The organism is Hymenobacter persicinus, from assembly GCF_004167665.1.
Lineage (GTDB): Bacteria > Bacteroidota > Bacteroidia > Cytophagales > Hymenobacteraceae > Hymenobacter > Hymenobacter persicinus.
In genome coordinates this window covers 1-20,741 of the sequence record NZ_SEWE01000065.1, presented here as the reverse complement: position 1 = coordinate 20,741, position 20,741 = coordinate 1, and the positions used below count along the sequence as shown (strand labels likewise).

General features: G+C 61.7%; 16 protein-coding genes and 1 pseudogene. 4 read left to right on the top strand and 13 right to left on the bottom strand.

The genetic code is table 11. The features are described 5' to 3' along the window. Positions 1-260: 260 nt before the first annotated feature. The 4 genes from EWM57_RS19615 to EWM57_RS19600 all read right to left on the bottom strand — a co-directional run bounded on the left by EWM57_RS19615 (position 261) and on the right by EWM57_RS19600 (position 5,026). Positions 261-890: an adenylate kinase gene (locus tag EWM57_RS19615; RefSeq protein WP_129923010.1), complete on the bottom strand. Its 630-nt coding sequence runs from the start codon at positions 888-890 to the stop codon at positions 261-263. Positions 891-1,001: 111 nt separating this feature from the next. Next, on the bottom strand, positions 1,002-1,541 hold the full coding sequence (hpt, locus tag EWM57_RS19610) for a hypoxanthine phosphoribosyltransferase (protein ID WP_129923009.1): 540 nt from the start codon (positions 1,539-1,541) through the stop codon (positions 1,002-1,004). Positions 1,542-1,654: 113 nt separating this feature from the next. After that, a complete protein-coding gene (locus tag EWM57_RS19605; RefSeq protein WP_129923008.1) occupies positions 1,655-3,895 on the bottom strand; it encodes a sodium-translocating pyrophosphatase in 2,241 nt (746 codons plus the stop codon). Between the two features lie 216 nt (positions 3,896-4,111). Further along, positions 4,112-5,026, bottom strand: a complete 915-nt coding sequence (locus EWM57_RS19600) for a M20/M25/M40 family metallo-hydrolase (protein WP_129923011.1) — start codon at positions 5,024-5,026, stop codon at positions 4,112-4,114. 110 nt (positions 5,027-5,136) lie between these two features. Here EWM57_RS19600 and EWM57_RS19595 point away from each other — a divergent pair, with 110 nt between their 5' ends. The 4 genes from EWM57_RS19595 (at position 5,137) to rffA (ending at position 9,924) form a co-directional block, all read left to right on the top strand. After that, the gene (locus EWM57_RS19595) at positions 5,137-6,387 is read left to right on the top strand and encodes a tol-pal system protein YbgF (protein ID WP_129923007.1); all 1,251 of its coding nucleotides are present in this window, start codon (positions 5,137-5,139) and stop codon (positions 6,385-6,387) included. A gap of 21 nt (positions 6,388-6,408) precedes the next feature. After that, positions 6,409-7,764 (top strand): hypothetical protein, encoded by a 1,356-nt coding sequence (locus tag EWM57_RS19590; RefSeq protein ID WP_129923006.1) that lies wholly within the window; start codon positions 6,409-6,411, stop codon positions 7,762-7,764. Positions 7,765-7,841: 77 nt separating this feature from the next. Beyond that, positions 7,842-8,807, top strand: a complete 966-nt coding sequence (locus EWM57_RS19585) for a glycosyltransferase family 2 protein (RefSeq protein ID WP_129923005.1) — start codon at positions 7,842-7,844, stop codon at positions 8,805-8,807. Continuing rightward, entirely contained in the window at positions 8,788-9,924 is a 1,137-nt protein-coding gene (gene rffA, locus EWM57_RS19580) for a dTDP-4-amino-4,6-dideoxygalactose transaminase (RefSeq protein WP_129923004.1), read from the top strand. Before EWM57_RS19585 ends, rffA begins: the two co-directional genes overlap by 20 nt. Here the strand turns inward: rffA and EWM57_RS19575 are convergent. The 9 genes and pseudogenes from EWM57_RS19575 to EWM57_RS19535 all read right to left on the bottom strand — a co-directional run. Then, complete coding sequence (locus EWM57_RS19575) at positions 9,921-11,075, bottom strand: glycosyltransferase family 4 protein (RefSeq protein ID WP_129923003.1); 1,155 nt, start codon at positions 11,073-11,075, stop codon at positions 9,921-9,923. The genes rffA and EWM57_RS19575 overlap by 4 nt on opposite strands. After that, on the bottom strand, positions 11,072-12,310 hold the full coding sequence (locus tag EWM57_RS19570; protein ID WP_129923002.1) for a glycosyltransferase: 1,239 nt from the start codon (positions 12,308-12,310) through the stop codon (positions 11,072-11,074). The genes EWM57_RS19575 and EWM57_RS19570 overlap by 4 nt, the downstream gene beginning before the upstream one ends. A gap of 48 nt (positions 12,311-12,358) precedes the next feature. Next, a complete protein-coding gene (locus EWM57_RS19565; protein ID WP_129923001.1) occupies positions 12,359-13,441 on the bottom strand; it encodes an acyltransferase family protein in 1,083 nt (360 codons plus the stop codon). Between the two features lie 71 nt (positions 13,442-13,512). Next, positions 13,513-14,409, bottom strand: a complete 897-nt coding sequence (locus EWM57_RS19560; protein ID WP_165370583.1) for a glycosyltransferase family 2 protein — start codon at positions 14,407-14,409, stop codon at positions 13,513-13,515. A gap of 58 nt (positions 14,410-14,467) precedes the next feature. After that, entirely contained in the window at positions 14,468-15,367 is a 900-nt protein-coding gene (locus EWM57_RS19555; protein WP_129922999.1) for a glycosyltransferase family 2 protein, read from the bottom strand. 11 nt (positions 15,368-15,378) lie between these two features. Continuing rightward, positions 15,379-16,692 carry a glycosyltransferase family 4 protein gene (locus EWM57_RS19550; protein ID WP_129922998.1) on the bottom strand — a complete coding sequence of 438 codons (1,314 nt, stop codon included), beginning with the start codon at positions 16,690-16,692 and terminating at the stop codon, positions 15,379-15,381. A gap of 5 nt (positions 16,693-16,697) precedes the next feature. Next, positions 16,698-17,888: a glycosyltransferase family 4 protein gene (locus EWM57_RS19545; RefSeq protein WP_129922997.1), complete on the bottom strand. Its 1,191-nt coding sequence runs from the start codon at positions 17,886-17,888 to the stop codon at positions 16,698-16,700. 101 nt (positions 17,889-17,989) lie between these two features. Further along, a complete protein-coding gene (locus tag EWM57_RS19540; RefSeq protein ID WP_165370582.1) occupies positions 17,990-19,738 on the bottom strand; it encodes an ABC transporter ATP-binding protein in 1,749 nt (582 codons plus the stop codon). 370 nt (positions 19,739-20,108) lie between these two features. Then, positions 20,109-20,741: pseudogene (locus EWM57_RS19535) on the bottom strand (hypothetical protein); the annotation flags it as partial.

The following is a 20,741-nucleotide window of genomic DNA, read 5'->3' as shown; positions in this document are numbered from 1 at the left end:
CCGAGCCCGCGCCCCCGTTACCGGAGCGGCAGTTGATCTTGACGTAGTCGATGAAGTTATTGGAAGCCACTTCTTTGGAATTAAGAATGAAGAGCTGAGCCGGCCAAACGAGTCAGTTGGCCCAGTTCTTCACTGAGTTGTCTAAAAAACGACTGTCATCCTGACGAAGGAAGGACCCTATCCCGCAGGCTAAGGTCCTTCCTTCGTCAGGATGACAGAATGAGGTTCTGCCACTACCGCACGGGGTAGCAGCCGCAAAGTTACGCTTTTACTTCGTCGGTTGCCGCCGCGGGGCTTGCCGCAGCCGAGGTAGCGGGCTGGTGCTGGTCGATGATCTGGCAGATCTGGCCGAAAATATCTTCGATAGCGCCAATACCGTTCAGGGAGTGAAACTTCTGCTGCTCGGCGTAGTAGCCGGCCACCTGGGCCGTTTCGGTGTTGTAGACCGTCACCCGTTTGCGGATTTTCTCCTCGTTCTGGTCGTCGGGGCGGCCGCTAGTTTTGCCGCGTTCCAAGAGGCGCTTTACCAGTTCCTCCTCGTCGACTTCCAGGGCCACCATGCAGCTCACGCCGGTGTCGTAGCGCTGGGTCAGGGCGTCGAGGCTCCGGGCCTGGGGCACGGTGCGGGGGAAACCGTCGAAGATGAAGCCCGCGGCCGTGGTGTTGCTGGCCAGCTGGCTTTCAATCATGCCGATAACCACTTCGTCGGGCACGAGCAGACCTTCGTCCATGAGTTTTTTGGCGCGCAGGCCCAGTTCCGTACCCTGGCTAATCTGGGAGCGAAGCAGGTCGCCGGTGGAGAGGTGCACCAGATTGTAGCGGGCAATGAGTTTCTGGCTTTGCGTTCCTTTGCCGGCGCCGGGCGGGCCGAAGAGCACGATATTGAGCATAAAGCGAGGAGTTTCGCGGAAAAGAAAAGTGCAGGTGGGGTTGGGAAAGATACTAAATCGGCACCAAACCACCCCTTACGGCGGACAGCTTATTTTGGCTGCCCGCGCCAGTTAAACAGCTTTGTACACGTCCGGGTAATTGCGGCCTAGCCCGTCATAATCAAGGCCGTAGCCCACAATAAAGTCGTTGGGAATGGAGAGGCCCACGTAGCGCAGCTCTAGCTCGTGCTGCAGGCACTCGGGCTTGAGAAACAGCGTCGCCACGGCCAGGGACGCCGGCTGCTTGGCGCTGAGCAGGTCGAGCAAAGCCCGCATGGTGTGGCCCGTATCCACGATGTCCTCGACGATAATCAGGTCCCGGCCCTGCACGTCCTCGAGCAGGCCCATGATTTCCTTGACCTCTCCGGTGCTGCTGGTGCCCGCGTAGGAGCCGACGCGGATAAAGGCGACCTCGCAGGGTACGCTCACTTCCTTCAGCAGGTCGGCCGTGAACATAAACGAGCCGTTGAGCACCGACACGAACAGGGGCTGCCGACCGGCGTAGTCCTGGCTGATGCGCGAACCGAGTTCCCGAATGGCATCCGTGATTTGCCGGGCCGGCAGATACGGCGTGAACTGCTTGTCGTGCAGGGTAATAGTGGATTGGGGCATCCGTATGGGGTTGGGCCGCTAAGCGAATGGGGACCCAAAGGTAGTACAAAAAAGCTGCCCCTCCGGTGGGGAGAGGCAGCTCTTCAGCCCGTGGGCTCTGCGGCTGGGGGCCGTTAGCGACGCACGTCGGCGGCGGGCAGCATTATGCGGGCGGCAGCGGGTGCCTTGGCAGCCTGGGTCGCGCCGGCCTGGGCGGCCAGTTCCAGCCGCGGGGACGGCACTTGGGCCACGCCCCGCTCAGGAGCCGCAATGTGGGGGGCAATAACGAGCGAAACGATGGACATGAGCTTGATCAGAATGTTCATCGAGGGGCCGGAAGTGTCTTTGAACGGGTCGCCGACGGTGTCGCCGGTGACGGAGGCCTTGTGGGCCTCCGAGCCCTTGTACTGCATCACGCCGTCAATCATCACGCCCTTCTCAATCGACTTCTTGGCGTTGTCCCAGGCGCCGCCGGCGTTGCTCTGGAAAATAGCCATCAGCACCCCCGACACCGTGACGCCGGCCAGCAGGCCGCCCAGCACCTCGGGGCCCATGGTGAAGCCCACGATGATGGGCACAATCAGGGCAATGGCGCCGGGCAGCATCATCTCGCGGATGGCCGCCTGAGTGGAAATAGCCACGCACTTCTCGTACTCGGGGCGGCCAGTGCCTTCCATGATGCCGGGAATCTCGCGGAACTGCCGGCGCACTTCCTGCACCATGGCCATGGCGGCCCGGCCCACGGCCGAAATGGCCAGCCCGGAGAAGATGAACGGAATCATGCCGCCCACAAACAAACCCGCCAGCACGTCGGCGTGGCTGATGTCGATGACGCTGATGTTGGCCGTGCCCATGAAGGCGGCAAACAAAGCCAGGGAAGTCAGGGCCGCGGAGGCAATGGCGAAGCCCTTGCCGGTGGCGGCGGTGGTGTTGCCCACGGCGTCGAGAATGTCGGTCCGCTCGCGCACTTCCTTGGGCAGCTCACTCATTTCGGCAATGCCGCCGGCGTTGTCGGCAATGGGCCCGAAGGCGTCGATGGCCAGCTGCATGGCGGTGGTGGCCATCATGCCGGCCGCGGCAATGGCCACGCCGTAGAGGCCCGCAAACCGGAACGACAGCACAATGCCGGCCGCCAGCACCAGAATCGGGAGCACCGTGGATTCCATACCCACCGACAAGCCGCCAATAACGGTGGTGGCGTGGCCCGTGCTGCTTTGCTTGACGATGCTGAGCACCGGGCGCTTGCCCATGGCCGTGTAGTATTCGGTGATGATGCTCATCAGCGTCCCGACTATCAGGCCCACAACGACGGCGTAAAATACGTCCATGGCCGTGAAAGCGGCGGCCCCGGCCCGGCCGATAATCAGCTCGCCGGGGGGCAGCATCCAGCGGATGATAAAGAAGGAAGCCACGGCGGAAACCAACACCGACACGTAGTTGCCGGTATTCAGGGCGCCCTGCACGTTGCCCCCCTCCTTGACGCGCACAGTCAGAATCCCGATGAGCGAGGCCACGATGCCAACCCCGGCAATGACCATGGGCAGCAGAATCGGAGACAAGCCATTGAACTGGTCGCCGGCGGCCACTACCTCGCGGCCCAGCACCATGGTCGCCAGAATGGTGGCCACGTAGGAGCCGAACAGGTCGGCGCCCATGCCGGCCACGTCGCCCACGTTGTCACCCACGTTGTCGGCAATGGTGGCGGGGTTGCGGGGGTCATCTTCGGGAATCCCGGCCTCGACTTTACCCACCAGGTCGGCGCCCACGTCGGCCGCTTTGGTGTAGATGCCGCCGCCCACGCGGGCAAACAGGGCAATGCTTTCGGCGCCGAGGGAGAAGCCGGTCAGCACTTCCAGGGCGGTTTCCATCTCAATGCCGTTGGCGCTGCCGCCCTTGCTGACCACAAAAAGCTGGTAGAACACGATGAACAGGGAGCCCAGGCCCAGCACGGCCAGGCCGGCCACGCCCATGCCCATCACCGAGCCGCCCGAAAACGACACGTTCAGCGCCCGCGACAAACTGGTGCGCGCCGCTTGGGCCGTGCGCACGTTGGCCTTGGTGGCAATCTTCATCCCGATGAAGCCGGCCAGGGCCGAGAACACTGCCCCAATCAGGAAGGCAACAACAATGATGGGGCTGGACTTTTCGCCCGTACTGCCCAGGTAAAACAAAAAGGCGCCGGCAATGAGCCCGAAAATGGTCAATACTTTGTACTCCGCCTTCAGAAAGGCAATGGCTCCGTCGGCAATGTAGCCGGCAATGGTCCGCATCCGCTCGTCGCCGGCATCCTGGCGGGAAACCCAGCCCGAGCGCAGCCACGTGTAAAGAAGAGCCAGAATACCCAGCCCGGGTGCTACGTAAAGAATACTCATCATAGAAGCGGTGGGAAATGAGGGTTTGGAAAGAGAACAAAGAGCGTTTAGGTCGGTAAAATAGAGCTTCTTAGCTAATCCCCAACTTCCCTAAATTAAAACATCGGCTTTCTTTGATTCTATCCTTGCTCCCTCTTGCCCCGGCCCAAACGCAGGCGGGCTCCCCGAATCATTTCGGGGAGCCCGCAAAGGCATGATGAGCGCACCACGCAGACGGGCCTACAGCTCCCGCATCAGCACTTGGTACAAGGCCAGCATGCTGGCAATGTCGCGCTTGTCTACTATTTCGTCGGGAGAATGCACATGGTCTTCGGGGGCGCCGATAAAGCACCAGTCCCAGGGCTGGGCGCCGTGCTGCAGCTCCTTGGCGTCGGAGCCCCCGCTGCCCTCAACTTCCAGCTGGTGAGCAATGCCCGACTCCCGCGCAATGCGGCGGATGCGGTCCACGTAGGACCGGCGCGGAATGAGTGAGTCGCGCAGGGAAATCACGACGCCCTGGCCGGGGTGCACGCCTTCCGTGACCCAGGTGATGTCCGAAATCAGGGCCTGCCGCACCCCGTACTGCTCGTGGATAAACTTGGCCAGGTAGGCCACCGAGCCGCCGCCGTGCTCCTCCCAGCAGCTAAAGGCGATAATGCCATTTTCCAGCGTTTCGGCCAGCCGTAGCGCGTTCCACACCCCGAGGCGGTTGTCGAGGTAGCAGGACTGCACCGCCTGCTCGGTTTCGCGGAAGTCGCAGCGGAAAGTCAGCTCCGTGCCGCGCTCAATCTCGCGGGTGAACTCATAGCCGAGTTCCCCGGTTTCTTCCTCAACGGTGAGCGTGCAGTCGATTTCGCCCTGGGAGTCCTGCCCCACGAGGCGGTAGCCGGCTTCGGCGCGGGGCCCACCAATGCGAACCAGCTGCCGCCCGTAGCGAACCGTAAATCCAATGCTGTCGATGTGAGCGAATACTGCCGTGCGGGGCTGGCCGAAAACCAGAATAATACAATCCTGAAACTGGTCCCCGCTGAAAACCTGCGGCTGCACCCGCCACGAGACCTGGTTTTGCCGTATATAGTTTAGCAGGAATTCAGTTAGTGGAGCCTCATTGCCGGCCGGCGCCGCCAGGTGGCATAAGGTGTGCAGCAGCTTCATATTGCCTGGGTTCATCGTCCAAATCTAGGATAAAAGTCATACTTTAGCTTCCCCGTTGGGTGGCCTTTGCGCAGCTTCCGCTGCCACTGTAGCCGCAATCAGACGCTCCCATGATCCAAAAACTCTGTTTTGTCCTGTTGCTGGCCTGTCTGCCCTTCGCGGCGTGGGCGCAACAACCTGACACGGCCCGCAAAAACGCTCCCGTCCGCAATATCGACCTCGAGAATGTGGACATTGCGCCGAATGCGGTGGATACCAAAGGCTGGCTGCTGCTCGACAAGGATATTCAGACCGAGCTCGACGGGGCGGTTCAGAACCTTTACAACTTCAAGTTCGACAAGGCCGAGCGGCAGTTCCGGTCGTTGCGCCGCCGCTACCCCAAGCACCCGATGCCCTACTTCCTGCTAGGGCTGAGCACGTGGTGGAAAATTGCGCCCACCAACGTGCAGACGAAGATGTACGACAAGATCTTCTTCGCCTACATGGATACGGCCATCGTGAACGGGGAGCGGCTCTACGAAGCCGACAACAAAAACTACGAGGCCTGCTTTTTTCTTTCGGCCGCCTACGGCTTCGACGCCCGCCTGCACGCCGAGCGCCGCGACTGGCGCAAGGCGACGGTGAGCAGCAAGCGGGCCCTTGACTACCTCGACAAAAGCAAGGAAGCCAACGGGCTGAGTCCGGAGTTTCTGTTCGGACAGGCCTTGTTCAACTACTACCAAGTCTGGATTGCCGACAACTACCCGCTGCTGCGCCCCGTGATGCTGTTCTTCCCCAAAGGCAACAAGCAGCTTGGTTTGCAGCAACTCAAGAATGTGGCCGACAACGGCTTCTACACCGGCATGGAAGCCAAGTTCTTCCTGATGCGGATTCTCAACAACGAGGAAAACAACCCCACGGCGGCCATGCCCGTGTCGCGCTACCTGGCCACCACCTACCCCGACAACGGCTACTTCCAACGCTTCTACGCCCTGCTGTGTTTCAACGAGGGGCTGTTTCCGGAGTGTGAGCGGGTCAGCCGCGACATTCTCGAGAAGCTCAACCGCGGCATGCCCGGCTACGAAGCCATCAGTGGGCGCTACGCCACCTACTTTCTGGGCTGGCTGATGCAGTACAAGTACAAGGACTTCGCCAAGGCCAAGGACTACTACCTGCGCAGCATCGTCTTTGCCGAAAGCACCGAAGAAACTACCGGCGGCTTTTACGTGTACTCTCATTTCAACCTGGCCCGCATTGCCGACAAGGAGAAAGACGTGAAGAATGCCGTCCGCTACTACAAAGTGGTGGAGGAAACGGCGGACCACAAATCGGAGTACTACCGCGAGGCCAAGGCGTATCTGAAGAAGAACAAGAAGAAGTAGCGGGCACCTCGTGCGGATTTCATGGAACTGAAGGACCTCTTTCTTACGCCGCTCTACCTGCTGCTTTTCTACGGCATTGCCTACGCCCTGCGGCGCAAGGCCACTAACGCCTTCACGCGCAAGTACTTCATTCCGGCCCTGAGCGTGAAATTCGTGGGCGCCATTGCCCTGGGCCTGATCTATCAGTTCTACTACAGCGGCGGCGACACCTATAACTACTTCAACCACACCAAGATCGTCTACACCGCCTTCACCGACTCGCCCGCGCTGGGACTGAAGCTGATAACGGCCAACGGGGAATACGACCCGGCCACGGTGAAGTACACGGCCCAGATGTATTGGTACAAGGCATCCACCGAGTACTTCGTGGTGCGGGTGGCTTCCTTGTGCTCCTTTTTCTGCTTCGACACGTACTCGGTCATTGCCCTCATGTTTGCGGGGCTGAGCTTCAGCGGCATGTGGGCCATGTACGTCACGTTTGTGCGCATCTCCCCCCTGACTTACAAGAAGCTGGCGTTTGCCGTGTTTTTTCTGCCCTCGGTGTTTTTCTGGGGCTCGGGCCTGATGAAGGACTCACTCTGCATCGGGGCGCTGGGCTGGGTGTTCTACGGCTTCTACCACGTCACGATTGAGAAGCGCAACATCCTGTTTGCGGCCCTGTTCGGAGCCCTGGGCATCTACGTGCTGATTTCGACCAAGGTCTACATTCTGCTCTCGTTTATGCCGCCGGCCCTGCTGTGGGTCTTCAACGAAAACAACCAGCGCATCCGCTCGGCCGCCCTGCGCATGGTGCTGAAGCCGCTGTTTCTGGTGCTGGGCGTGGCCGCCGGCTACCTGGGCGCCACCAACCTGACGGCCGGCGACGAGAAGTACGACGTGGAGAAAATCGGGGAGCGCACCAAGGTGAACCAGGAATACCTAACCAGCGGGGTGGAAAACGGCTCGGCCTACAACATCGGCTCCTTCGACGGCAGCCTTTCCTCCTTGCTGGTAGTAGCCCCCCAGGCCGTGGTGGTATCGTTGTTTCGTCCCTTTCCCTGGGAGGCCCGCAGCGCCATCATGATTCTGTCGGCCCTGGAATCCTTGCTGCTGCTGTACCTGACCGTGTCGCTGTTCTACAAAACCGGCATTGCGAAGACTTTCCGGCTCATTGCGTCCAAGCCGATCCTGACGTTCTGCTTTATCTTCGTCATCGTGTTTGCCATCGGCGTGGGCACCAACAGCGGCAACTTTGGCACGCTGGTGCGCTACAAGATTCCGCTGATGCCCTTCTACCTGGCCGCGCTGTACATTATGCAGCAGCAGGCCATGAAGGTGAAAGCCCGGCCCCAGGCCCGGGGGCCGCGCCGGGTGCCCCAGTTGGCCGCCATCAAGTAAGGCCGGGTCACATTCCGGCCGTGACGCGGCGCCTGCTATCTTTGACGCCTGCGCCTGCCCTTCCACTCCGCCATCTGATGTCTGCTAAAGCTTCGGCACCGTTGTTTTCCGTTGTAAGCCCGGTTTACCAGGCGGCGGCGCTGCTGAATGAACTGGTGGCCCGGCTGGAACAGGAACTCACGGCGCTTTCGCCGCACTACGAAATCATTCTGGTCGATGACGGCAGCGCCGACGGCAGCTGGGTGGGCATTCAGCAGCACGCCGCCCGCAACCCGCGCATCCGGGGCCTGCGCCTGAGCCGCAATTTCGGCCAGCATCACGCCCTCACCGCCGGCCTCGATCTGGCCCGGGGCCAGTGGGTAGTGGTCATGGACTGCGACCTGCAGGACCGGCCCGAGGAAATCAGCCGGCTGTACCGCAAGGCCCTGGAAGGCTACGAGGTGGTATTGGCCAGCCGGGAGCAGCGCCAGGATACGTGGCTGAAAACCCGGCTGTCGGCGGCTTTTTACCGGGTGCTGTCGTACCTGACCGACACGCGCCAGGACCCGCGGGTGGCCAATTTCGGCCTCTACCACCAGCGCGTTATTGCCACCGTGCGGGAGCTGCGCGAGAGTATCCGCTACTTTCCCACGATGGTGGGCTGGGTGGGATTTCGCCAGACCACGCTGCCCGTGCAGCACGCCCCGGCGGGCCGGCCCGGCACCTACAGCCTGCGCCGCCGCCTGCGCCTGGCCACCGACGTGATGCTGGCCCACTCCGACAAGCCCCTGCGCCTGACGGCCTTTCTGGGCCTGGCGCTGGCCGGTGGAGCCTTCTTGCTCGGGCTACTGACCCTGATCCGGTTTTGGCTCGGCCAGATTACCGTGCCCGGCTACGCCAGCCTGCTCATCTCCATCAGCTTTTTCTCGGGCCTGATTATTCTCGTGCTGGGCATTGTGGGGTTGTACGTGGGTAAGACGTTTGAGCAAGTCCGCCGCCGCCCGCTCTACGTGGTGGGCGCTACTACCTGGGAACCCGCACCGCATGAGAATCCCGTTCAATAAGCCGTTTCTGGCGGGCCGGGAGCTGGACTACATTCAGCAGGCCGTAACGGCCGGCAAGCTATCGGGCAACGGCGGGTTTACCCAGCACTGCCAGGCTTTTCTGGAGCAGCGCTACGGCTTGGGCAAGGCCCTGCTCACGACCAGCGCCACGGCGGCCCTGGAAATGGCGGCCCTGCTGCTCGACCTGCAGCCCGGCGACGAAGTGCTGATGCCCTCGTTCACGTTTACTTCCACGGCCAACGCCTTCGTGCTGCGCGGGGCCCGGATCGTATTCGTCGACAGCTCCCCCGCGCACCCCAATATGGACGTGGCCCAGCTAGAGAGTTTGATTACGCCGCGCACCCGCGCCATTGTGCCCGTGCACTACGCCGGCGTCGCCTGCGACATGGACGCTATTATGGCGCTGGCCACCCGGTACAACCTGGTTGTCATTGAGGATGCGGCCCAGGCCATTGAAAGCTTTTACCGGGGGCGGCCCTTGGGCAGCATCGGGCACCTGGCCGCCTTTTCCTTCCACGAAACCAAGAACGTCATTGCCGGCGAGGGCGGGCTGCTGGCCATCAACGACCCACGCTTTGCCGCCCGGGCCGAAGTGCTCTGGGAAAAAGGCACCAACCGCGCGGCCTTCTTCCGGGGCGAAACGGCCAAATACCAGTGGGTCGACGTGGGCTCATCGTTTCTGCCCTCCGAGCTCACGGCGGCCTACCTGCTGGCCCAGCTCGAGGAATTGCCCCGGATTCAGGCGCGGCGGCAGCAGCAGTGGCAGCGCTACCACGCGGCGCTGCAACCCCTGGCCGCGGCCGGGCGGGTGGGCCTGCCGACCATTCCGGCTTACGCCGCCCACAACGCGCATATTTTCTACCTGCTCTGCGCCAACAGCTTCGAACGGCAGGCCCTGATTCAGCACTTGGCTGCGCGGGACATCCTGGCCGTGTTTCACTACCAAACCCTGCACAACAGTCCCTTCTACGCGGCCCGCCACGATGGGCGGCCCCTACCCTGCGCCACCCACTACGATGAGTGCCTGGTGCGGCTGCCGCTGTTTTTCACCCTCACCGAAGCCGAACAGCAGGAGGTGATTGAAGCCGTTAGTAGCTTCTTCGCAGTCAGCCGCTAGGCTTGGCGGAGCACGTCCCGGTACACCTGGGCCAGCTGCCCGAACGTGGCGGCGGGCCGAAATTTCTGGCGCACGTAGGCGCGGCCGGCCTCGGAAAACTGCTGCCGCAGCGCCGGGTCGGCGGCCAGCTGCCCGATGGCGGCGGCCATGGCCGGCACGTCCCGGTTGGGCACCAGCAGCCCGGACTGCCCGTTCTCAAACAGCTCCGCCGGCCCGCCGCAGTCGGAGGCAATGAGCGGGGTGCCGTAGTAGAGCGCATCGAGACAGGTCAGGGAAAAGGACTCCGACTCCGAGAAGTTGAGCAGAATATCGGCCTGCTTAATCACCTGCTCCACGTCGGTCACGAAGCCCCCGAAGGTGACGGCACCGGTCAGGCTTTGGGCGCGCACCGCGGCTTCGAGCTGCTCCCGAAATTCGCGGTTTTTCGCCAGGCCCATGTCGCCGCCCACGAAGGTCAGGCGCAGCTGAGGGTTGTGGGCGTACGCCTGCGCAAAGGCCCGCAACGCCAGATCCTGGCCCTTGCCCTGAATGTAGTTGCTCAAGTAAAGCAGCTGCACCGGCCCGGCCGGGCGTTGCAATGGCGGTACCGGGGCCGGGTGGCGTTCCGGACCGGGAATGGGGTCGAAAACGACCTGCACGTTGCCTTCCGGGCTGAAGTAGCGGCGTACGGCCTGGGACACGCACAGTACCCGGTCGGCAACGGTTTCCCCCAGCCATTTCCAGGTGCGGGCCAAAGGCTGAATCAGGCTCTGGGGCAAAAACCGCACGTGCGTGACCACCCGCAGCCGGCCGAAGCTCAGCGCCTTGGCCACGTAGCCGGTCAGGTTGTAAAAGTCGTTGAGGTGAACCACCTGGGCCTTCTGCCGCCAGGCCAGCTGGTGCAGCCGCCAGCCATTGAGGAGCAGCATGGGTCCGTAGCGCAGCAGGTCGCCCTTGCGCCGGCTGATTTCCACGAAGGGCAGCTCGTGCACGCGGTAGCCGTCCTGCTCCAGCACGGCGCGGCCCGTGCTGCCCGTGGGCAGCACGTACTCGAAGGCAAACTCCTCCCGCAGTGGGCCCGTGGCGTGGCGCATGGCGTTCAGGGCCCCGGTCACGGCGCGGGAGTTATCGACGACCAGAATAAGTGGCCGGGCGGCGGGCGAAGGATTCATCGGGCGGTTACTTCTTCAATGAGGCTCACCCACTGGCGGAAAATCTTCTCGCGGGTGAAGTCATGCATGCGCTGGCTGGCCAGGCGTCCCAACCGCTCCCGCTCGGCGGCGTCGCCAAGCAGTTGGTACAGCGCTTCAGTCCACACGCGCTGGTCGGCGGCCAGGGTGGCGGGCTGGTTGAGCATGGGCATGAGCAACCCGAACTCAGCCTTTTCAGCGGCCCGAATGGCGGTGCGCGGCGTTCCGGTGCTTGGGGCCAGAATCTCGCGGGGGCCGGTGGGGCAGTCAGTCGTGACGGCCGGCACGCCGCAGATCATGGCCTCGCCCAGGGCCATCGGGAAGCCTTCCCAGGCGGAGGGAAACACGAACAGCGCCGCGGGGCGGATGTATTTGAACGGATTCTGCTGCAAGCCCAGGAAGTACACGTCGAAATCGGGCGTGAGGGCCTCGGAGCCCCAGGCTTCGTACACGCGCAGGCCCAGCTGCCGGGCCCGACCCGTGAGCTCGTCGCGCAGTTCCCCGTCGCCGACGAAGACCAGCTTGGCCGGCCGCCGCTTGAGCAGGTCGGCGAAAGAGTCGAGCAGCGGGGCCTGGTTTTTCTGGATGGTCAGGCGGCCCGACGTGACCAGCACCGGGGCCGAGTCGTACACGGCCTGCTCGGCGGCGGTCAGCGGCTCCCGCGACTTGGCCTCAATCTGGGCGACTTCGAAAAAGTTGTTGATAGTGACCAGCTTTTCGGGCTTCACGCCGAAGCCCTCAATCAGCTCGGGGTTGATGTCGCGGCTGACGGTCACGATTTTGTCGGCGCGGTTGTAGAGGCCGGGCATAAGCACCTTTTTGCGCAGCCAGCCCACCATGCCGGTGATGTTGCCGTCGTGGAGCTTGGAGCCGTGGATGCAGAGCACCACTTTCTCCGGGCCCTTGCTGAGCAGGTTCACGTAGTCGGCGCCTTCGAGGTGGCTTACGCAGACGTCGGTGCGCAGGCGCTTCTTCAGGGCGCGCAGCCGGCCGATGCGGCGGCCGAAGTTGCGGATTTTCTCCACTGGGCTGCCCCCGCCCGCTACCTCCAGGCTTACCATCTCGTTGCCGCTGGGGTACATGTTGCCGCCTTCCATGTTGAACACGGCTTCCGTGACGGCATAGTGCTTGGCCAACTCCACGCTGTGGTCGTGAAACACGCGCTGGGCCCCGCCTAAACCAAGGTTAGGAATCAGCAGCAGAAGGTTTTTGGGCATGAGAAGGATGCTAAGGGAAATGCGTGGACCGGCGGCCGCCAGGCAGGCTTACGCCTTGGCGCGGCCGTAGCGCTTGGCCAGCTCGATGAAGGGCTTTTCGACGAGGGTGTAGAACACATAGGCTCCCAGCAGGGCGCACACGATGCACAGCAGGGTGATAATCACCTTCTTGATTTCGGTGTCGGGCGTAATGAGGCGCACCAGCACAAACTCGGCGGTGGTACCCAGCAGCACGTGAATCAGGTAGAACGAATAGGAGATTTTGCCAATCAGGGCAAACAGCTTGTTCTCGACCCGGGTAAACAGAATAGCCGCCACCGTGGCCAGGCCGGTTAGGGTGATGGTGGGTTCGAGCTGCCAGAAAGCCACGGCCGTGAATATCAGCATCACTACCCCAAACTCCAGTTTGCTGACCCGGTTCTGGTGGTAGAGCAGGGCAATGCCGCCCATGGCAAACAGGGAGCTGTAGTGGAAAAAGTTGCGGAAGTCGGCGAAGGGCAGGTACTGCAGCAGACTCACGGCCAGGTAGCCGGCCACGAACTTCCAGAGGTGGTTGCTTTCAAACAGGAAGTTGAAAAACAGGCCGATGAAGATGTAAAACTGAAACTCGATGGCCAGCGTCCAGAAGATTCCGACCACCCACTTGTACTGGGTGAAGGGAACGGTGAAAATCATGTTGTGGAAAATCTGGGGCAGCGTGATGGCGCCGGTGTACACCTGGTTGTGGTTGATAAACCGGTCAATCAGAAACCACTGGGCCAGCACCAGAGCCATGGCCGCGTAGGCCGGCGGGTTGATGCGGATGATGCGCTTAACCAGGTAAGGCCCGATCTGAGTGACGGAGTACTTCTTACCCAGCAGGCTGTAGGGAATAATAAAGCCCGAAATAACGAAGAAGATGTCCACGCCGAGCCAGCCGCTGGCGAAGAGCGGCTTCATGTACACGTTAATCACCTTGGGCAGCGCGGCCCCCGAAAAGTGGTACAGACACACGCTCAGCGCGGCCACGGCCCGCAGAAAATCGAGCCCCTGGATGTATTTCTTCTCGGTTTTCACCGGCGCCGCGCCCGTCAGAGCCGCGGCATCAGCCCCGATGGGCGAAGGAGGAATAGTGGTAGAAGTCAACTGCATACTAGCGGTTCTGAAGAAAAGGCGCCGCCCGGTAACTTCCGCGGCAACCGGAGCTCTTGGCAACGAGCAAGTTAGAGCAAATGCTTGACTGAGGCCAGGAAGCGCCGCCGCCAGAGCACCGTCGGGTCCTGCTGCACGGCCTTGAACAGGTAGCGGACGGTGCGCAGGCGGTCCTGCTTGCTCAGGGCCATGGTCAGGGTGATGAACGTGTAGCGGTCAGCCACGAAGTGGGGCAGTTGGCCGGGGTAGCGGCGGGCAAAGTCGGGGTTGCGGCTCACAATCTGGGCAAACAGCTCGTCGCGCACCCGCACAGCTTCGGGGTTGATGGTGTTGAGGCTGCGGCCGTCGTGCTCGCGCAGGCAGAAGGTTTTCTGGCGGATGGGGTGAAACGTGTACTTGCTGGCCAGACGCAACCACAGCTCCCAGTCCTCGGCGCTGGCCAGGCGGCGGTCCTCCTCGAAGGGGTTGGCCAGGGCAATGTCGCGGCGCACAAACACGGTGTTGCAGGCCAGCGGGTTGTCGTGCAAGAGCACCTCGTTGGTGCTGCCCTTGAACTCGTACATCTCGCTAATGACGCGGTCCTGCCCGTCGAGGCGTTCGTAGCCGGTGTGCACGACTTCTACCAACCCCTGCTGGTCGAGAAACTCCTTGACCACGCGCAAGTGGTTGGGATACATCTCGTCGTCGGAGTCGAAGAAGTTGATGTACTGGCCGCGGGCCTGCTGAGCACCGTAGTTGCGGGCCGCGCCCCGCTCCCCGTTTTCCTTGTAGAAGTAGCGCACCCGCGGGTCGGTAATCTGGGCTACCACTTCCCGGGTGTTGTCGCGGCTGCCGTCGTCGACCAGAATCAGCTCGAAGTCCGCATACTCCTGCTTCAGGATGGTCTGGACGGTTTCCCGGACGATGTCGGCGCGGTTGTAGCACGGCACGACAATGGAAAAGAAGGGCGAGGAAGCGGAAGAAGCCACGGGTTGAGTTGGGTAAAGCCCGCTGGAACGGACGGGGTACGGAGAATGCAAAAATGGCCTACAGGGGCTTGCCGCGCAGCAGCTTGCCGTACTGCTGCAGCATCAGCTGCCGGTGTTCGGGGTTGCCGCGCAGCAGAAAGAAGTTGGCCATCTTCGCCAGGTAATACGCTTTGGTAGTGGCCCAGCCGTACTCGCGGTTCAGAAAAATGTCCTCGTTCTGCAGGATCATGTTGCCCTGGTTGAGGCGCTTTTCCTTTTTGGTGCTCTGCGAGAAGTGGTGCATCACCCGCGCCTCGGGCACGTACTTGATGGTGTAGCCCAGCTTGCGCACGGTGTAGCTCCACTGCAAATCCTCGGCGTACATGAAAAAGTCGTCGGCCAGCTGCTGGCCGGGCATTTTCTCGATGACCTCGCGCTTGAGGTGGTAGTAGGTGCCCCACACCCAGTCGGGGTACAGGGGCTTGTCGTAGGTGAAAAAGGCGCCCTGCAGAATGTTAGCCCGCTGCTCGGCCGTCATCACCTTCTGCAGGCGTAGCAGCTCCACAAGTTGCAAGCCAATGGAGGGAAACCGGCCGCAGGAATGCTGCACCCGCCCATCGGGATACTCCAGCCGGGCCGTAGTCAAGCCTAGGTCTTTTTCGGCCTGCAGCGCCTCGTACGTCAGCGTAATGGCGTCGTTGAGGCAGGCCGCGTCGCTGTTGAAGAGCAGAATCGTGTCGCCGGACGAATGCCTGATGCCCAGGTTGTTGCCCTTGGCAAAGCCGGAGTTGTCGGGGTTGCGCACCAGCTTAATGGACGGAAAGCGCTCCGCAAACAGCCCCGGGTCGCACTCCGTGGAGGCGTTATCGACCACGATAATCTCGTAGCTCACGCCTTTGGTGTGCTTGATAATGGACTCCACCGCCTCGCTGGTGAGCTGGAAGGTGTTGTAGTTGATGATGATGACGGAAACCTGCATCGGCAAAAAACTTACTTGGTTGACGCCATAACCTGCGTGTAGAGCTGGTCGTGCGAATCAATGAACGGTTCCATATCGAACTTCTCGCGGATGCGGCGGGCAGCGGCCCCGTGCCGGGTCAGTAGCTCGGGCTCCAGTACGTAGCGCTCCATGTGGGCCCGCAGGCTCTCCACCAACGGCGTGGTGCCCTCGTCCATGGCAATGAGCAGGCCGCCGGGCTCCTGGCCGGGCGGGGTGATGGCCTCGGGAATGCCGCACAGGTCGCTGCCGATAACCGGAACGCCGTGCTCAAAAAACTCCACGATGCTCAGTGGCAGGCCTTCGGAAAAGCAGGACGGCACCAGCCCCACGTCGCAGGCCGACATGTAGTAGTGCGGGTCATCGACGCTGCCCACAAACAGAATGTCGGGCCGGGTGGTGCCCAGCGCGGCCTGCATCTGCTCCAGGCAAGGGCCTTCCCCCATGCACAGCCAGGCGCAACGGCGCTCCGGGTGGCGGGCCGTCAGTTGCTGATAGGCTTCCAGGGCGTAGAGCCAACCCTTCTGCTCGGTGCCCCGGCCAATCATGCCGAAGACCAGCGTGTCGGGCGCGAGGCCCAGCTGCTGGCGGATCTGCGGCCCGTTCGGCGGGGTACCCTGGTGGCGCACGACGCCGTTGTAGATCGTAACAACCCGCGTCGTTACCTGCGTGTTGGCTTCGCTGACGAGGTCCTTGTCCTTGAGGTTATCGTATTCGGCCTGGTAGTCGGCCGCCATGATTTTTTTGCCCAGCTCCCGCATTTTCTCCGAATTCTCCCCCTCCCCGCGGTGCCGCAGGATATCGGCCGAGTATTTCGACACTTCCACAATGGCCCGTGCCTGGTTGGCGTACGGGATAAAGGACCGGTCCCCTACTTTGAGCAGCATGGTGTAGCCGCTGTGGTCGGTGATAACCACGGGTACCGACAGAAGCCGGATAACCTTGGCTAGGCGGGAGTTTTTGACCAGCGCCTCGTGGCCGTGCACCAGGTCGATGCGGTGGCGCACGATGGTAAAGAGCAGCAGCGCCGTTTTGCAGGCTTCGTGGAATCCGGGCACGCCGAGCTTACGCAGCACGGCGTTGGCTTTCCAGGCCAGAAAGTTCAGCTTCGGATACGACTTCATGTCAATCAGCCGCACTTTCGGGCTCAGGTACGCCTCAACCATGCCCTGATCTACCAGCTGCTCGCCTTGGTTGAAGTAGTAAACCTGGTGGCGGTTGGCCTCCGCCGTACCCGAGGCCAGCGTCAGGGCAACGACGTGCGAGCCGGCTTTCTCCAGATTCAGAGTGGAATACAGAATTCTCATCAGAGCTAAACAGTAGGGGCTGGACGAACCGCGCTTTGGAAGGCCTGCTCGTACTGGTCGGTGCAGGCGGCCATGGTAAACCCGGCGCTGGCCGTGCGGGCATTACGGGCGTGGGCCGCATACAGGGCCGCATCGTGGTAATACTGGTTCATCTCGTCGGTCAGCATCACTAGGTCGGGCGTGTACTCCACCGGATCAATGTTGACCAGCAAACCCGTCGGGCCGGTGGCGGGTTCCAGGAGCTCGGGCACACCGCCCACCCGGGTGGCCACCGAGGGCTTGCCACTGGCCATGTATTCGATAACGGCCAACGGCAGCGCCTCGGAGCGGAAGTAAGAAGGCAGCAGGCCCACGTCGAAGCCGGCCACGAAGAAGTCGGGGTTGGGCACCTGCCCGGTAAAGACAATGCGCGGATCGGCGCCGTACTCGGCCTGCAGCTGGCGCAGGTAGTCGCTGCCGCCGACCAAAACCAGGTACGGCAGGCGCCCCCCGGGCGTAATTTCCAGCCGCTGGAAGGCCTGAATGGCGTAGCGCCAGCCTTTCTTATCAATACCGCGGGCCACCATCCCGAATACGAAAGCCCCAGCCGGAATCTGAAGCTGCTGCCGCATCAGGGCCCCGTCGTAGGGCTGCGACACCACCCCATTGTACACGGTTTGAATGGGCGGCAAATCGTTGAAGGCCTGCTCCAGCTTGCGCTTGCAGTAGTTCGATACCGTCAGAATCCGCTCCGCTTGGTGCAGCACCGGGGAAAAGTCGTTGCGGCCATCGAGCAGGAAGGCACTATAGTCGCCGTGCTCGGTGATGACCATCGGAATGCCCAGCTTTTTGACTACGCCGGCGCACATCTTGTCGGAGAAAGTAGAATGGCTGCTGACCAGCTCAATCCGGTAGCGCTGCAGGCACTTGGCCAAGTACTGCTGCTGCTGGTCGTAGAAGGTGGCCGCGCGGCCCAGGCGCTGCTGCAGAGCGTTGCCCTTATTGGCCCAGAAGCTGCGCACGGGGCGGTCGGCCATCGAGAGCACCTTCACCGCCGGCGGCAGCAGCCGTTTCACCAGGTCGTGGTCGATGAGGGAGGCGCGCTGGTTGAAAACGAATACCTCGTGGCCCCGGCGCGACAGTTCGGCGGCTAGATTCATCGCCAGCACCTCGCCCCCACCGACTTGCAACGACCAGGTAGAAATCAGGATTCGCATTGGGTTTATTCTGCAGTTAGAAAACCGCTCCGGGCGCTACGCTGTAGCTGCACCGGGAGCCGGCGTAATAAAGACTTCTGCCCGGGGTAAGTGCAGCCGCGCTACACGTGCTTGGCCACCAGCTCATCGTAGGTGTACACGGCGGCAATGCGGCCGTTCTTGAGCTCGTAGATCCGGTCGCACTGCCGCAGCGTGGTGATGCGGTGGGCAATAATCAGGATGGTCATGTCGGTGCCCGAAAGCTTGTTGATGGCCTCGTTTACCTCCCGTTCCGTCTGGTTGTCGAGGGCGCTGGTGGCCTCGTCCATTACCAGCACCTGGGTCTGCTTGTACATGGCCCGGGCAATGCCGATGCGCTGGCGCTGCCCGCCGGAAAGCTTGGCTCCCCGCTCGCCGGCTACGGTATCGAGGCCCTCGGGCAGGGTTTTGACGAAATCAGCCAGCGAGGCCTGCTCCAGGGCGTAGGCCAGGCGCTGCTCGTCGGGGTGCTCTTCGCCCAGGGCAATGTTGTCGCGCAGGGAGCCTTCCATCAGGAACGTATCCTGCTTCACGTAGCCTACCAGCCGGTGCCAAGCCTCGGTGTAGTCGGCCGTCAGCGGCACGCCATCAACGCGAATTTCGCCGTTTTGCTGGCTGTAGAAGCGCAGTAGCAGATTCATGAGCGTGGTTTTGCCGGAGCCGGAGCTGCCGATAAAGCCAATCTTTTCGCCCTTTTTCACCGTGAAATTCACGTCCTGCAACACGGGCTTGGCTGTGCCGGGGAAGGTGAAGGACACGTGGTTGAACTCCACGTTGTTTTCGAAGCTCACCGTGGCTTTCTGGGGCACTTTGTGGGTCTGCCACTCGGCCTCGCGGAAGGCATCCAGGGCCTCGATGGTGTAGATGTGCTGCTTCATGGTCACCATGGCCGTCAGAATACGGTTCACTGACGGCATGAGGCGGTAAGCGGCGGCGGCAAACAGGCCCACGATGGTGACCAGGTTGCTCATGTTGCCCGAAAACAGCAGCGAATACAGGAAGATGGTGACAATGGCCAGAATGGCGACCATCTCAATCACGCGCAGCGGCAACAGGTTGTAGAGGTACGAGCGGGCCTCCATGCTCTGGATGTAGCGCTGGTTTTCGTAAATGCGGTTGCGGAAGCGGCCCAGCTTGTTGGCCAGCTTCAGCTCGACGAAACCGGCGAAGGTGTCCATCACCATGGCGTAGGCCCGGGGGCGCTGGATGTCGAGCTCGTGACCAAGTTCCTGGGAGCGGTTTTTCAGCACCCGGTAGGTGATAAACGTCGTCGGCACCAGGGTCACGACCAGAATCACGAACAGCTCGGGCTGGTAGAGCAGGATGCCCAGCACGACGATGAACACGATGATAATCTCGGACAGGAACACGAAAATCTGCCGCATAATCCCGTTCAGGTAGCTCGTCGGAATTACCAGGGCCTCGTTCACTACCCGCGCCGTGCCGATTTCCTGAAATTTCCAGAACGGCAAGGTCGTGTACTTCTCAAACTGCTTGTCGACGATGTTGAGCGCCACGTCGGCCGTGAAGCGCACCTGCTTGTAGCTGATCCAGCTGGTAAACAGGTTTTTGATCAGGAAAAAGGCGAAGATGGCCAGGATGGCAAACAACAGAAAACCTTTCTCGGTCTGGAAACCCAGCAGGTTATAGAGCCAGGAAGCCCACTTCGACTTTTGCACCGAGCCCGGTTCCGAGGCCAGCATGACCACGGGCACCAGCGAGGCCAATCCGAATACATCCAGCAACGAGGCAATGATCTGCAGGAAAAACATCAGCATCGCCCGGCTTTTCTCGGCGGGCGACAGGTAATGCAGCAGACTACCGACTGCCAACGTTACTATATTTTTTTGCAGCATTTTTAACTCAAAAATCAAACAATGAAGGGGTTACAAGCCGACTTGCAACACCGGCACACCCTTCCAACGCTATGGTTTAAGCTGCAAAGGTACGGCATAAAAGCCTGAGAAATTTTGCCCCGGCGTTTGGTTGCTGACTGATTGCGTGTATTGTACCCGGGACGCCGGGCCCAATTTGACCGCGCCGCCCCCGCCGGTTTCTCCGCTACGCAAACACGTCAACGCACCCAACCCACGCACCAGAGCAGGCCGCGGGCGGTACGCTATTCGGACAAGGAAAGTTGCCACCGCCCGGCAGTTCCGTACGGGCTGGTTAGCCCGAGGAAGCCGGCGGCGGGCCGACGGTTCAGCGCCGGCCGAGCAGGGCCTGAGCCTGCATAATGCGCCGGCCGGAGATGCCGAGTTTGGCCAGCAGGTAGAGCCCCAGGCTTTGCAGCGAATGATCGTCTTGCCACCGCAGCCGCAACCATTGAGCAGCATGCGACCCGCCCAGTTGATACAGAAGCTCGGAACGAGTACGCACCTGTGCTTTGATGGCTACATCAGCTGCCTTACTGCAACCGCGGTGCTTGTTGAGCAGCAGCAGAGAACCTTCCTCCATCTCTTTCTTGCGCGTATCGAAGACCGAGCCGGGGTGCTTGCGGTAACGCGCACTGACCTGGGGGGAGTAGACAAACTTATATTCTTTGGCCAGGCGCAGCCACATATCCCAGTCCTCGAATGGCAGGTTCTCGTCGTACAAGCCCACCTTGTCGTAGCAGGAGCGCCGGACCAACGTGCCCATGGCCAGCACGAAATTTTGGTGAAGTAGGGGCAGAAAAATATCCCCTTCCGGTACGGCCGGCCATTTGGGGGTGGGCAGGGGTTCACCCTGGGGGCCAATCAGCTCGACCGGGCCGAAGATTACGCCCACCTCGGGCGGAGCATCGCGCAGCAGCGGCACCTGCACGGCCAGCTTGTCGGGCAAGTACACGTCGTC